The following is a 13,216-nucleotide window of genomic DNA, read 5'->3' on the forward strand; positions in this document are numbered from 1 at the left end:
CCAACCGGTGCCGACGACCATGCCTTTCGCCCTCTCCCGTTGCCTGCTGCCGTTTTCCCTGCTGTTGCTGGGTGCCTGCACGAGTACGCCGCCCAGCAGCATTTCGGTCAGCGAAGACCGCCAGTGCCCGCTGTCGCTGCATAGCGGGCAGAAGCTGATCATCAGCCTGCCGAGCAACCCGGCCACGGGTTATCGTTGGAATCTGCAGGACGCTTCCGCGGCGCAACTGAAGAGCCTGGGACCGGAAGTCTTCAGCACACCGGACAGTGACCTCGTCGGCGGCGACGGCATTTCCACCTGGCGCTTCGAGGCGCGGGAAGCCGGCTCCGGGCGCCTGCTGCTGACCTACCAGCGCCCCTGGGAGACGGATGTCGAGCCGGCCGGCCTGTTCGACTGCCGTATCGAAGTGCGATAAGCGGCAACGTCACCTGGCGCCTGACTTTCCGCTACAATGCCGCCCCTGTTTTTTCCGCCTGCCCAGACGCCGCCGTGAGCCACGACCCAGACCGCCTGTTCGCCAAGCCCCTCGCCCAGCACCAGGATTTCGTCTTCAACGAAGACGTGGCGCGGGTGTTTCCCGACATGATCAAGCGGTCGGTGCCGGGTTACCCCACCATCGTCGAGAACATCGGCGTGCTGGCAGCACAGTTCGCTCAGCCCGGCACTCACCTCTATGATCTCGGCTGCTCGCTGGGCGCGGTGACCCAGGCGCTGCGGCGACACGTCAAGGCCGACCACTGCCAGGTGATCGCCGTCGACAACTCCACCGCGATGGTCGAACGCTGCCGCGAATACCTGCATGCCCAGGACGCCATGTTCCAGGAGCTGCTACCGGTCGATGTGATCGAGGCGGACGTGCTCGCCCTTGAGTTCCAGCCGAGTTCGCTGGTGGCGATGAATTTCACTCTGCAGTTCATCCCTCGCGAACAGCGGCCGGCGCTGCTGAACAGGATTCGCCAGGCGCTGGTGCCTGGCGGCGCGCTGATTCTCTCGGAGAAGCTGCGCTTCGAGGACAAACAGGAACATGCGCTGCTCACCGACCTGCACGTCGCCTTCAAGCGCGCCAACGGCTACAGCGAGCTGGAAATCGCCCAGAAGCGCAGCGCCATCGAAAACGTGATGAAGCCCGACAGCCTGGAAACCCACCGCCAGCGATTGCTGGACGCCGGCTTCTCCAAGGTGGTGCCCTGGTTCCAGTGCCTGAATTTCGCCTCGCTGATCGCTCTGCCATGAACCTCGACCTGACACCCCTCGCCTGGCGCCTGGCCGGCACCCCGCTGGCCGCCTGGGCCAATGGCCTGCAGCAGCAGCTGGAAGCCAAGCTCGCCATCGGCCACGGCGACCTGCCACGCTGGCGACGCGCGGTCGACGCGCTGCCTGATATCCAGCCCGTTTCCGTCGAGCTGCGCGAAGCCTTCCGCCTGGAAGGCGATTGCGACGAGGCGACGCGCGCCGCCACCCATGATGCGTTGTTCGGCCTGTCGCCGTGGCGCAAGGGGCCTTTCGACGTCTTCGGCGTGCACGTGGATACTGAATGGCGCTCGGACTGGAAGTGGGACCGCGTGTCGCCACATCTGGATCTCTCCGGCAAGCGCATCCTCGACGTCGGCTGCGGCAACGGCTACTACATGTGGCGGATGCTCGGCGCTGGCGCCGACTCGGTGGTGGGCATCGATCCGAACTGGCTGTTCTTCTGCCAATTCCACGCCATGAAGCGCTACCTCGACGAGCTGCCGGCCTGGCATCTGCCCATGGCGCTGGAAGAACTCCCGGCGAAACTCGAAGGCTTCGACACGGTGTTTTCCATGGGCGTGCTCTATCACCGTCGCTCGCCCGTCGACCATCTGCTGGACCTGAAGGATTGCCTGGTCAGGGGTGGCGAGCTGGTACTGGAAACTTTGGTGGTCGAAGGCGACGAACACACCGCGCTGGTTCCCGAAGATCGTTACGCACAGATGCGCAACGTCTGGTTCCTGCCTTCGGTGGCGGCGCTGGAATGCTGGCTGCGCCGTGCCGGCTTCGTCGATGTGCGTTGCGTCGACATCAGCGTCACCAGCATCCAGGAACAGCGCAGCACGGACTGGATGCGCTACCAGTCGCTGCCCGAATTCCTCGACCCGCAGGATCACAGCAAGACCATCGAAGGCTTGCCGGCGCCGATGCGCGCCGTGCTGATCGCGCGCAAGCCCTGACGCCAGGCTGCCCGTCCGCGACCGCCGGGCGGATCATCGCCCGAGCCGGCAATTCTCGTGAGCACGCTGACTGCGCTGCTCCGCAATGACCTGCCGCAACGGCAGCCTCGCCTTTTCGGTGATCCGAGGTCTGCTCAGGTCCCGCCGCCGCAACTGACGGTCAGTGAGCCTGAGCAGGCGCCGATAGAGCCGTCGTTTGCGCCAGGCAACGAACCAGTCGACCAGCCACTGTTGAAGGTCGACCGGCCACATGGCCGGCATGTAAAACGCCGGCATCACTGGCCGATCAGGATCCTTGGTTTTGTATCGCTGTTGCCGTTCGGAATGCTGCATCGTCGTCTCCCGCTTGCACGGGGTGCCTCGGCGCACCCTGGCCTGCCGACCGACTGTTGGTCGGCAAAAGCAGGATGTGTCGCCTTGACGATTCAGACAAACGACTAAAATAAAACCTTCAGTTAAGAGAAATTGAAAGGTGTGCCATGACCAGCCTGCCCGAACCGCTCCCGACGTGCGCGACGCCCCTGCTCGAGATCGATGTATTGCGCACCTTCGTCTGCATCGCCGAAAGCGGCAGCTTCACGCGGGCAGCGCAACAGATCTTCCGCACCACCTCGGCCGTCAGCATGCAGATCAAGCGGCTGGAGAACCTACTCGGCTGCAGTCTGTTCGTCCGCGAAGCCCGGCGCATCGCGCTGACCGACGACGGCGAGCGGCTGCTCGGTTATGCCCGGAGGCTGCTCAGGCTGCATGAGGAAGCAGTTGGGGCATTCATCGCGCCACGGCTGAACGGGCGGGTGCGTTTCGGCACACCGGCGGACATCGGCACGCATATCCTGCCCGGACTGCTGTCGCAGTTCGCCCGCAGCCACCCGGGGGTCGAGGTGAATGTGTCGGTGGGTCGTACCATCGATCTGATCCAGCGCATCGATGCCGGCGAGCTGGACGTTGCGCTGCTGAGCGTCGGCAACGCGGGCCAGGACGATACACGCGGCGAAGTCGTTCACAGCGAGCCGCTGGTCTGGGCTGGCCGGGCCGGCGGCGTCGCGGCCGAGCGCACTCCGCTGCCGCTGGCCCTGGCGACGCCCGACTGCGCCTGGCGGCGCCTGGCACTGCATGCGCTCGACCGCGTGGGCCGACCGTATCGAATCGCCTATTCCAGCGAGCAGTGCGCCGGTCAGGAAGCGGCGATGATCGCCGACCTGGCGATAGCACCCTATCCCCTGAGCCTGGTCAAACCACCCTTGAAGCGGCTGGACGAAGGGCCGGACCTACCGGCACTTGGTGATTATCAGATCAAGCTGTTGCGCGCCGCCGACCGCAGCGAACCTGCGGAGGAGCTGTCCCGCCAGGTCATCGCGGCGTTGAACGTCTATCGCAAGTAACGCTGTGACCTGACCGGATAACCAGAACTTCTGGAGGCAATATGGCGAAATGGCTGATGGCCGCAGGAGTGCTGCTGTTGCTGCTGGGCGTGGCGCTGCATTACGCGCCGGGGCTGCTGAACTGGTTCGGCAAGCTGCCCGGTGATATCCGTATCGAGTCGGAACGCAGCCGGACCTTCATCCCGATTACCTCGATGATCGTCCTGAGCGTCGTGCTCACCATCCTGGTGAATCTATTTCGGCGCTGAGGCGCACCAAGGACAACCCGCCAACGACGGGCCGCCCTCGTGGCTCACCCACGTGCCGCAGCGCTGAGGATGAGGTGCTTCATTTCCTTGACGGCCTGTTTGAAGCCGACGAACAGGGCATGGGCAACGATGGCGTGACCAATGTTCAGCTCGTTGACGCCACGGATCGCAGCGATCGCCTCGGCGTTGTGATAATGCAGGCCGTGTCCGGCGTTGACGATCAGCCCGTGGCCGAGACCGAGCTCGACACCGTCGCGAATCCGCGCCAGCTCACAGGCACGCTCGGCAACGCTGTGCGCGTCGGCGTACCGCCCGGTATGCAGCTCGATGGCCGGCGCACCGATGCGTGCGGACGCTTCGATCTGCCTGGAGTCGGCATCGATGAACAACGATACCTCGGCGCCGCAGGCCGCCAGACGCTCAACCGCATCCCGAATACGCGCCTCCTGCCCCGCCACGTCGAGACCGCCTTCGGTGGTCAGCTCCTGGCGAGTCTCCGGGACCAGGCATACGTGCTCCGGACGCAAGCGCTCGGCGAACGTGAGCATGGCTTCGGTGACGCCCATCTCGAAATTCATCCGCGTCTGCAGCGCATCCTTCATCAGCAGCACATCGCGCTCCTGGATGTGCCGACGATCCTCGCGCAGATGCACGGTGATGCCGTCCGCCCCCGCCTCCTCGGCGTCCAGTGCAGCCTTGACCGGATCCGGATAGCGGGTACCGCGCGCCTGGCGCAGCGTCGCGACATGGTCGACGTTGACACCGAGCAGAATTCGATTGGCTTCAGTCACGCACAGGCTCCTTCATGTTCATGAACAATTCACGGCTGACCAGGGGTCGACCAGCCAGATGCGGTGCCAGGGCCTGGCGCATCAGGCGCTTGGCCGCGGCCAGCGCCCCAGGCACCTCCCAATCGGCCTCGGCCATCGCCAGCAGTTCCGCACCGTTGAACAACCCCGGCTGGAACTGGCCGACAGGCTCCAGGCCCGTGTCCGGCACGAGCCGATACAGACCGGCACTGGCGATGGGTTGCCCGGACACATCCTCATCGAGCGAGAAACCATAGCCCAGTTCGCTCAGCAGACGCCATTCGAACGCGCGCAGCAACGGCTCCAGTGGACGCTTGGCCGCTAATGCCGGCAGCGTTGCGGCGTAGTGATCGAACATTGCCGGATGCTCATCCTCGGCCGGCAAGAGGCGAATCAGCAGCTCGTTGAGGTACATGCCGCTGAACAGCGCGTTACCGTCGAGCCAGTGCGCAAGACCGGCGCTCTCCAGACGAGCCACGCTCTTGAGGTCGCCGCGACCGCGAAACTCGACCTCGAGCGGCACGAACGGACGGGCCAGGGTTCCGGCCTTGCCCCGCGCGCCACGCAGCACCGCACGAAAACGACCCTGGGGCGTGAGGAAGTCGACCAACGCACTGCTCTCGCGATAGGGGCGACTGTGCAGGACGAAGGCGGATTGGGCGGGGATGGAATCCATGGGTCGGCCAACTGAAGGCTGGTTGTAGGGTGGATGTCGCTTCTTACATCCACCATGACGCCGCTCGGTGGAGTACCACACGGTGGAACGCCACCCGCGTGGAACGCCACCCGGTGGATCGGTGAAGCGTGATCCACCCTACGCCAGATCGTGATCAGGTTTTCCGGCTTCCGGTCTTCCGTCTTACTGATAGCCCAGCGAGTGCAGCGCACGCTCATCGTCGGACCAGCCGCTCTTTACCTTCACCCATAGGTTCAGCATGACCTTGGAATCGAACAGCACTTCCATGTCCTTGCGGGCTTCCTGACCGATGCGTTTGATGCGCTCGCCCTTGTCACCGATGATGATCTTCTTCTGCCCGTCACGCTCGACGAGGATCAGCGCATGGATATGCAACACATGCCCCTGCTGCTTGAAATCCTCGATCTCGACGGTGATCTGGTAAGGCACTTCCGCGCCCAGCTGACGCATGATCTTCTCGCGCACCAGCTCGGCGGCAAGGAAACGGCTGCTGCGATCGGTGATCTGGTCTTCGGGAAAGAAGTGTTCGCCTTCCGGCAGGTGTTTGGCCACCAGCTTTTCCAGCACCTCCAGATTCTGCCCATGCTGAGCGGAAATCGGCACGATCTCGGCATTCGGCAACTGCTGCGCCAGCCACTCGAAGTGCGGCAACAGCTCGGCCTTGTCCTCGACACGATCGGTCTTGTTCACCGCCACGATGAGAGGACATTCCACGTATTTCACGCGGTCGAGCACCAGTTGATCTTCATCGGTCCAGCGCGTGCGGTCGACCACGAAGACCACCACATCGACGTCCTTCAGAGCCGACGAAGCGGTACGGTTCATGTAGCGGTTGAGTGCGGTTTCGCCATTGCTGTGCAGGCCCGGCGTGTCGACGTAGACCGCCTGGATGGCACCCTCGGTCTTGATGCCGAGCATGTTGTGGCGGGTGGTCTGCGGCTTGCGCGAGGTGATCGCGAGCTTCTGGCCGAGGATGTGATTGAGCAGCGTCGACTTGCCTACATTGGGGCGACCGACAATAGCGACGTAGCCACAGCGGCTCATGCTTTCTTCCGAGGGCGTTGCGTCATTCATGGCCATTCTCCACGCCCAAGGCGATCAAGGCCGAGGCGGCGGCTACCTGTTCGGCAATGCGCCGGCTGGCGCCCTGCCCGTGTGTCTTGTCGCTGAGCAGTGCCACCTGGCACTCGACGAAGAAGGTCCGGCAGTGCGGCTCGCCCTGAATCGCCACCACCTCGTAACGCGGCAGCTCACAGGCACGCGATTGCAGGAATTCCTGCAACCGGGTTTTCGGATCCTTGTTGGTGTCGACCAGCGTCAGACCGTCCAGTTCGTTGGCGAGCCAGGCCAGCACGCGATCGCGCGCCGTCTCCATGTCCGCGTCCAGGTAGATGGCGCCGATCAGCGCCTCCAGCGTATCGGCCAGAATGGATTCGCGGCGAAAGCCGCCGCTCTTGAGTTCTCCCGACCCCAGACGAAGATACTCGCCCAGCTCGAAGCCTCGCGCCAGCACCGCCAGGGTCTCGCCCTTGACCAGCCGTGAACGCAGGCGGGACAGCTGTCCTTCCTTGGCCTGGGGAAAGTGCGTGAAAAGCGCTTCCCCGGCAATGAAGTTGAGGATGGCATCGCCGAGAAACTCCAGACGCTCGTTGTTGCGTCCGGCATAGCTGCGATGGGTCAGGGCCAGCAGCATCAGCTCCTGATCCTTGAATTGATAACCGAGCTTGCGCTCGAGACGGGCTAACGAAGTGCTCACGGCATCCTTAGGCGGTATTCTTTGTCGAAATTGGCCACCAGATCGAGATTGCCGATCAGCGGCTCGCGTTTTTCGTAGCTCAGCTGGACCTGAAACTGTCCCTCTACGATCTCGACCTTGACGGCTTCGCGCAGATCGAGGTCACGGATGCCGTTGACTTCCATGCCCTTGCCGACATGCCGGTAGAAATCGCCAACGGTCCGCACGTCCTCAAGCCCTCCGGCACCCACCGAGCTGATCGTCTTGTCCATGGACATATAGTCGAAATAGTGCGGAAGCATTTTGAACGCGGTGCTGGCCAGGAAAGCTACCACAGCCAATACCACGATCCAGCTGAGCATGGACAGCCCTTTTTGCGAACGAGCGAAACTCATGTCGACCTCTATGTCGTTGCGTTACCCACCGAGCGGGGCCGGACAAATATAGCGAGCCCCGTCATCGGAACAGGGGCCCTGATTCACAGACTTCAGTGAATAAGTCCAACGCGCGAAAAATGCGGCAGGTTGCTGAGTTTCGGATCGGGCCAGCTCATCCACACGGCGAAGGCCTTGCCGACGATGTTGTGGTCCGGAACCATGCCTGCCAGATCGGCCGGGATATGGGCGTCCTGCCAGTAGCGACTGTCATTGGAGTTGTCGCGGTTGTCGCCCATCATGAAATAGTGCCCTGCGGGAACGGTCCACTCCCGATCGGGCTCGATCCGGTAACGACCCATTTCCTTGCGGATCAGATGCTCCGCTTCGCCCAGCTTTTCCTCGAACAGCCGTGCACTTCCGAGGCTGCCAGGCTCTTCGCCGATCAGTGTCTCGGCTACCGGCGTGTCGTTGATGAACAGACGCTTGTCGCTGCTGTAGCGCACCTTGTCGCCCGGCAGGCCAATCACTCGCTTGATGTAATTGATGTTCGGATCGCTGGGGTAACGGAACACCATCACGTCGCCACGCTTCGGATCGCTGACCTCGATGACCTTGGTGTCCACCACCGGCAGGCGAATCCCATAGGCGAACTTGTTGACCAGGATGAAATCGCCCACTTCCAGCGTCGGGATCATCGAACCGGACGGAATCTGGAACGGCTCGATGAGAAACGAGCGCAACACCAGCACTATCGCCAGAACCGGAAAGAAGGACTTGCCGTACTCGATGAGCAACGGCTCCTTGTTCAACGCTTCGAGCGTCGACTGATCGATGCTGCCAGCGCGCCCTTCATAGGCCTGGATCGCAGCCCGCCGACGGGGCGCGAAGAACAGCAGGTCAGCCAGCGCAAGCGCACCGCATACCGCAACGGCAATCACCAGCAACAGCGGGAAATTGATCGACATATCAGCTATCTACCTTCAACACCGCGAGGAATGCTTCTTGCGGAATTTCGACGTTGCCAACCTGCTTCATGCGCTTCTTGCCGGCCTTCTGCTTCTCCAGCAGCTTGCGCTTGCGGCTCACGTCACCGCCGTAGCACTTGGCCAGAACGTTCTTGCGCAACGCCTTGACCGTGCTGCGTGCCACGACCTGGCCACCGAGAGCGGCTTGAATCGCAACGTCGAACATTTGTCGAGGGATGAGCTCCTTCATCTTTTCGACCAGGATGCGTCCCTTGTAGTGTGCATTGTCGCGGTGCACGATCAGCGCCAGCGCATCGACCTTGTCACCGTTGATGAGGATATCCAGCCGGGTCAGGTTGGCCGACTGGAAGCGCTCGAAGCTGTAGTCGAGCGAGGCGTAGCCGCGGCTGACCGACTTCAGACGATCGAAGAAATCCAGCACCACTTCGCTCATGGGCAGGTCGTAGCGAACCTGCACTTGAGAACCGAGGAACTGCAGGTCGCGCTGCACGCCACGCTTCTCGATGCACAGCGTGATGACGCTGCCCAGATGCTCCTGCGGCACCAGGATATTGGCCTGCACGATGGGCTCGCGCATGTCTTCGATGGCCGACAGATCCGGCAGCTTCGACGGGCTGTCCACGTAGATGACGTCGCCGTTCTTCAGCGCCAGCTCGTAGACCACGGTCGGTGCCGTGGTGATCAGGTCCAGATCGTACTCGCGCTCGAGCCGCTCCTGGATGATCTCCATGTGCAACATGCCGAGGAAGCCGATGCGGAAACCGAAACCCAGGGCGTCGGAGCTTTCCGGTTCGTACTGCAGGGCAGCATCGTTCAGGGTCAGTTTCTGCAGCGCGTCGCGGAAATCCTCGAAATCATCCGAGCTGACCGGGAAGAGCCCGGCATACACCTGGGGCTTGACCCGCTTGAAGCCGGGCAGCATCTCCACGTCTGGGGTATTGGCCAGGGTCAGGGTGTCGCCCACCGGCGCGCCATGAATATCCTTGATACCGGCGATGATGAAGCCCACCTCGCCGGCCTTGAGGTCAGCGGTGGCGGTGTGCTTGGGATTGAACACGCCGACGCTGTCGACCTGATGCACCTTGCCGGTGGATTTCACCAGCACCTTGTCGCCCTTCTTGATCCGGCCGTGACGCACGCGCACCAGGGAGACCACCCCCAGGTAGTTGTCGAACCAGGAATCGATGATCAGCGCCTGCAACGGCGCCTCGATCTCGCCGGTAGGCGCCGGAATGGTGGCGACCAGGCGCTCCAGCACCTCGTCGACACCCATGCCGCTCTTGGCGCTGCAGGCGACGGCATCTGTGGCGTCGATGCCGATGATGTGTTCGATCTCGGCCTTGACCTTGTCAGGGTCGGCCTGGGGCAGGTCCATCTTGTTCAGCACGGGCATCACTTCCAGCCCCTGCTCGATGGCCGTGTAGCAGTTGGCTACCGACTGCGCTTCGACGCCCTGACCGGCATCCACCACCAGCAGCGCACCTTCGCAGGCCGCCAGCGAGCGACTCACCTCGTAGGTGAAGTCGACGTGGCCGGGGGTGTCGATGAAGTTGAGTTGGTAGGTCTTGCCGTCCCGCGCCTGGTAATGAAGGGTCACGCTGTGAGCCTTGATGGTGATGCCGCGCTCGCGCTCGAGATCCATCGAGTCGAGAACCTGGGCAGCCATCTCACGTTCCGTCAGGCCACCGCACATCTGAATGAACCGATCGGCCAGCGTCGACTTGCCATGATCGATGTGCGCAATGATGGAAAAATTACGGATATGACTCAGGTCACTCACAACTGAACACTCAAAAATGCCGCAGGCCGATTGCCCGCCGAAAATAGCCGGGGAGTGTAACTGATCGACGTTTGCGACGCCACGCCGAACCGGGACTGCCCCTGGCGCGCACAAAAACAAAGGGCGGCCTCTCGGCCGCCCTTTCGAAACAGGAAGTGCTGGTACCTATTCGGCAAGCTTGAAGGTGATGAAGCTGGCACGTCCCTGGCGCAACACACGCATCGATACCGAACGGTTCTTGGGCAACTGTTCCGCCACACGACTGAAGGTCTTGGCCGAATCGATCGCCTGGTTGTTCAGGTGAGATATGACGTCGCCCGGTCGCAAGCCGATCATCGCCGCCGGCCCGTTAAGCACTTCAGTAATCACCACACCGCCAGGCAGGTCCAGGTTCCGTTTCTGCTCGGCGGTCAGTTCGGTGACCTTCACCCCCAACCGATTGCTCTTCTGCGCATCGGTACTGGATGCCACGACCGCCTCGCCCTCTTCCGGCAACGCACCGACTACGATGTTCAGCGTTTCACGCTCACCGCCACGCACGATACCAAGCCGGGCCTTGCTGCCGGGTTTGATCGCCCCTACCAGATGCGGCAGGTCGGCCGACATGACGATGGACTCATCGTTCAGGCTGAGAATCACGTCGCCCACGCGCAATCCGCCCTTGGCTGCAGGCCCGCCGTCCATCACCTGAGCGACCAGCGCGCCCGCCGGACGCTCCAGCCCGAAGGATTCGGCGAGGTCCTTGTTCACTTCCTGGATGACCACGCCCAGCCAACCACGGCTGACCTTGCCATCGGTGCGCAGCTGGTTGGCCACATCCATGGCGACATCGATCGGAATAGCGAAGGATAGCCCCATGAAGCCGCCCGAACGGGTGAATATCTGCGAGTTGATGCCAATCACTTCACCCTTCAGGTTGAACAAGGGCCCACCGGAGTTACCGGGGTTGATCGCCACATCGGTCTGGATGAACGGCACATAGCTTTCGTTGGGCAGGCTGCGTCCGGTGGCACTGACGATGCCGGCGGTCACCGTATGATCGAAGCCGAATGGCGAGCCGATCGCCAGCACCCACTCACCCACCTTCAACTTGCTGGAATCGCCCAGCTGGACGGTCGGCAACCCCTTGCCCTCGACCTTCAGCACCGCCACATCGGTACGCGGATCGGCACCGACGAGCTTGGCCTCGAGCTCGCTGCGATCGGGCAGGCGCACGATGATCTCGTCCGCATCGGCGACCACGTGATTGTTGGTCAGGATGTAGCCATCTTCCGAGAAGATGAAGCCTGAGCCCAGCGACTGCGCCTCGCGCTGCTGGTCACGATCACTCGGCATCCCGGGAATGCTGCGCTCGAAAAACTCCCGAAAGATGGGGGGCAGTCCTTCCAGGTCGGGCATATGCGCCCCAGCGCCACGGGCCGGCAGCTTCTGCTTGGTACTGATATTGACGACCGCGGGAGAGGCGCTTTCCACCAGCGGGGTGAAGTCGGGCAACTGTGCCTGCGCTACTGCGACATGGCCCACGAGCAGCATCACCGCTGCCAGAATGAAATAGTTCTTCCGATGGAACATAACAACCCGTCTCCAATGACGAAACGAAGGAAACTACAGCACGCTTGCCGTCCCTGCCAGCATGGCGCGCAACACAACCGGCTGCAGCGCTGAATCGCTCGCCGCCCGCTGGCTGCGCTTGCGGACGAAGAGCCATGCAACCAGAAAGCCACCCAGCCCCGCCAGGATGACGAACGGCTCGGCCAACGCCAGTTGAGTGGCTAACAAAGCAGCAGCGAAAAGCATGAGCAGCGGCAGAAGATAAACAAGGAAAGCGCCTCGCAGCAAGACATCCTCTCGAATGCCCACGACCACGGAATCACCGACTTGCAGTTGCAGATCGGACAATGCGCGAATCGTCCCACGGCGCTCGCGCACGCCCAGACGATCCATCAGGCCCTGGCCACAGCCATTCTTGGCCGCGCATCCCGAACAGGTGCTCTTGCGTAGCGTCTCGACCCATACGGCGCCGGGCTCCAACGCAATGACCCGCCCCTGCTCTTCTATCATTTTCCTTCCTGGTCGGTCCCGGCGCGCATCGACAGGGCGATACGCTCAGCGGTACCCAGCGGAACCTCGCCAACGACAGTCACCATCACGTCGCCGTCGGTCGTCGTCAGACGCTTGGAGACCGCCACGGTCGGTCCCATCTGGTTGCGCGCATCGGCGACGGCAGCGCCATGCAATGGCTCGAGAAACACCGAGAGCCGAGCTAGGCCATCTCCATAAGACAACCAGGACACCGGCTCGCCGGATGCAGGGCTGGATCGCACATTGGAGTCAAGCAGCCGAAAACCTGGTGGAAGCCAGTCCGAATGCCAGGCGACGGCCTTCTCCCCGGACTGCTCGTCAATCGCCTTCACCGGCTCACAGGAAGGCCCCGGCTGGAGCTGTTGAGGATCGACCGAGCCAAGCGAAAACTGGGTGTACTGCAGGCGCTCGAGAAGCTGCCCGCTCTCCCCCAGCAACAGGGATTTCAACGGCAACGCAGACTCATGGTCCAGGTGCAGTTCGAAACCGTAGCGATGCTGATCCTTGGGGCGAACAACCAGCGCTTCCGCCGGCCGGCCGGCCACACGCGAATCGCCGATCAGATGAAAGTCATACCATTGCGAGAGAGCCGCAACGTCGAGCGCCTTGTCAGACCAGGCCTGCCCACTCGGCATCTGGACCGCAAGCTGGGCACTGGCGCAGCGGATGTCTCCATCGACCAGCAACACCTCCGATGGCGGCCCATCCAGTTGCAGCAGACGCTGCCTGGTGTGCTCTCCTTCCGCAGCCTGCCAGACGGTATGAGTGGAAAAGCTGCCGTTGCGCTCGTAGATGAATGTACCGGCATAGCTCTGGCTATCTTCTGCTGCCACGAAGCGATTCATCCAGGCTTCGGCATCAGCAGCGAGGGCCGGCATTGATAGCCAGCCCCCGAACATCACACACAGCGGTATTACGCGCATGTTTC

At 62.5% G+C, this 13,216-nt stretch carries 16 protein-coding genes; 5 read left to right on the top strand and 11 right to left on the bottom strand.

What is annotated here, in order from left to right; genetic code table 11:
• Positions 1–19: 19 nt before the first annotated feature.
• The 3 genes from EA795_RS15375 to cmoB all read left to right on the top strand — a co-directional run bounded on the left by EA795_RS15375 (position 20) and on the right by cmoB (position 2,192).
• Positions 20–415 carry a protease inhibitor I42 family protein gene (locus tag EA795_RS15375; RefSeq protein WP_122078320.1) on the top strand — a complete coding sequence of 132 codons (396 nt, stop codon included), beginning with the start codon at positions 20–22 and terminating at the stop codon, positions 413–415.
• A 74-nt stretch (positions 416–489) separates the two neighbouring features.
• Positions 490–1,233 (top strand): carboxy-S-adenosyl-L-methionine synthase CmoA, encoded by a 744-nt coding sequence (gene cmoA / locus EA795_RS15380; protein WP_122078260.1) that lies wholly within the window; start codon positions 490–492, stop codon positions 1,231–1,233.
• Positions 1,230–2,192, top strand: coding sequence for a tRNA 5-methoxyuridine(34)/uridine 5-oxyacetic acid(34) synthase CmoB (gene cmoB, locus EA795_RS15385; RefSeq protein WP_122078262.1), 963 nt, complete (start codon positions 1,230–1,232; stop codon positions 2,190–2,192). Before cmoA ends, cmoB begins: the two co-directional genes overlap by 4 nt.
• A 33-nt stretch (positions 2,193–2,225) precedes the next feature.
• On the opposite strand, the gene EA795_RS15390 is transcribed toward cmoB, so the two are convergent.
• Positions 2,226–2,525: a hypothetical protein gene (locus tag EA795_RS15390; protein WP_122078263.1), complete on the bottom strand. Its 300-nt coding sequence runs from the start codon at positions 2,523–2,525 to the stop codon at positions 2,226–2,228.
• A gap of 155 nt (positions 2,526–2,680) precedes the next feature.
• Here EA795_RS15390 and EA795_RS15395 point away from each other — a divergent pair, with 155 nt between their 5' ends.
• Both EA795_RS15395 and EA795_RS15400 read left to right on the top strand, forming a co-directional pair.
• Positions 2,681–3,574 carry a LysR substrate-binding domain-containing protein gene (locus tag EA795_RS15395; RefSeq protein WP_376748161.1) on the top strand — a complete coding sequence of 298 codons (894 nt, stop codon included), beginning with the start codon at positions 2,681–2,683 and terminating at the stop codon, positions 3,572–3,574.
• 41 nt (positions 3,575–3,615) lie between these two features.
• Positions 3,616–3,822 (top strand): DUF2905 domain-containing protein, encoded by a 207-nt coding sequence (locus tag EA795_RS15400; protein ID WP_058074657.1) that lies wholly within the window; start codon positions 3,616–3,618, stop codon positions 3,820–3,822.
• A 44-nt stretch (positions 3,823–3,866) separates the two neighbouring features.
• Here the strand turns inward: EA795_RS15400 and pdxJ are convergent, their stop codons facing one another.
• The 10 genes from pdxJ to EA795_RS15450 form a co-directional block, all read right to left on the bottom strand.
• Positions 3,867–4,613 (bottom strand): pyridoxine 5'-phosphate synthase, encoded by a 747-nt coding sequence (gene pdxJ / locus EA795_RS15405; RefSeq protein WP_122078267.1) that lies wholly within the window; start codon positions 4,611–4,613, stop codon positions 3,867–3,869.
• Complete coding sequence (recO, locus tag EA795_RS15410) at positions 4,606–5,307, bottom strand: DNA repair protein RecO (protein ID WP_122078268.1); 702 nt, start codon at positions 5,305–5,307, stop codon at positions 4,606–4,608. Before recO ends, pdxJ begins: the two co-directional genes overlap by 8 nt.
• Before the next feature lie 183 nt (positions 5,308–5,490).
• Positions 5,491–6,402, bottom strand: a complete 912-nt coding sequence (gene era, locus EA795_RS15415) for a GTPase Era (RefSeq protein WP_122078270.1) — start codon at positions 6,400–6,402, stop codon at positions 5,491–5,493.
• Positions 6,395–7,084, bottom strand: coding sequence for a ribonuclease III (gene rnc, locus EA795_RS15420; RefSeq protein ID WP_014851849.1), 690 nt, complete (start codon positions 7,082–7,084; stop codon positions 6,395–6,397). Before rnc ends, era begins: the two co-directional genes overlap by 8 nt.
• Positions 7,081–7,458: a DUF4845 domain-containing protein gene (locus tag EA795_RS15425; protein WP_014851848.1), complete on the bottom strand. Its 378-nt coding sequence runs from the start codon at positions 7,456–7,458 to the stop codon at positions 7,081–7,083. Before EA795_RS15425 ends, rnc begins: the two co-directional genes overlap by 4 nt.
• A gap of 92 nt (positions 7,459–7,550) precedes the next feature.
• Positions 7,551–8,405, bottom strand: a complete 855-nt coding sequence (gene lepB / locus EA795_RS15430) for a signal peptidase I (protein ID WP_014851847.1) — start codon at positions 8,403–8,405, stop codon at positions 7,551–7,553.
• A gap of 1 nt (position 8,406) precedes the next feature.
• Positions 8,407–10,206: a translation elongation factor 4 gene (gene lepA, locus EA795_RS15435; RefSeq protein WP_014851846.1), complete on the bottom strand. Its 1,800-nt coding sequence runs from the start codon at positions 10,204–10,206 to the stop codon at positions 8,407–8,409.
• A 165-nt stretch (positions 10,207–10,371) separates the two neighbouring features.
• A complete protein-coding gene (locus EA795_RS15440) occupies positions 10,372–11,778 on the bottom strand; it encodes a DegQ family serine endoprotease (RefSeq protein WP_014851845.1) in 1,407 nt (468 codons plus the stop codon).
• Between the two features lie 33 nt (positions 11,779–11,811).
• The gene (locus EA795_RS15445) at positions 11,812–12,267 is read right to left on the bottom strand and encodes a SoxR reducing system RseC family protein (RefSeq protein WP_014851844.1); all 456 of its coding nucleotides are present in this window, start codon (positions 12,265–12,267) and stop codon (positions 11,812–11,814) included.
• On the bottom strand, positions 12,264–13,211 hold the full coding sequence (locus EA795_RS15450; RefSeq protein ID WP_170162240.1) for a MucB/RseB C-terminal domain-containing protein: 948 nt from the start codon (positions 13,209–13,211) through the stop codon (positions 12,264–12,266). The genes EA795_RS15445 and EA795_RS15450 overlap by 4 nt, the downstream gene beginning before the upstream one ends.
• Positions 13,212–13,216: the final 5 nt, after the last annotated feature.

Origin of the sequence: Stutzerimonas nitrititolerans (genome assembly GCF_003696285.1) — a bacterium.
Taxonomy (GTDB): Bacteria; Pseudomonadota; Gammaproteobacteria; order Pseudomonadales; family Pseudomonadaceae; genus Stutzerimonas; species Stutzerimonas nitrititolerans.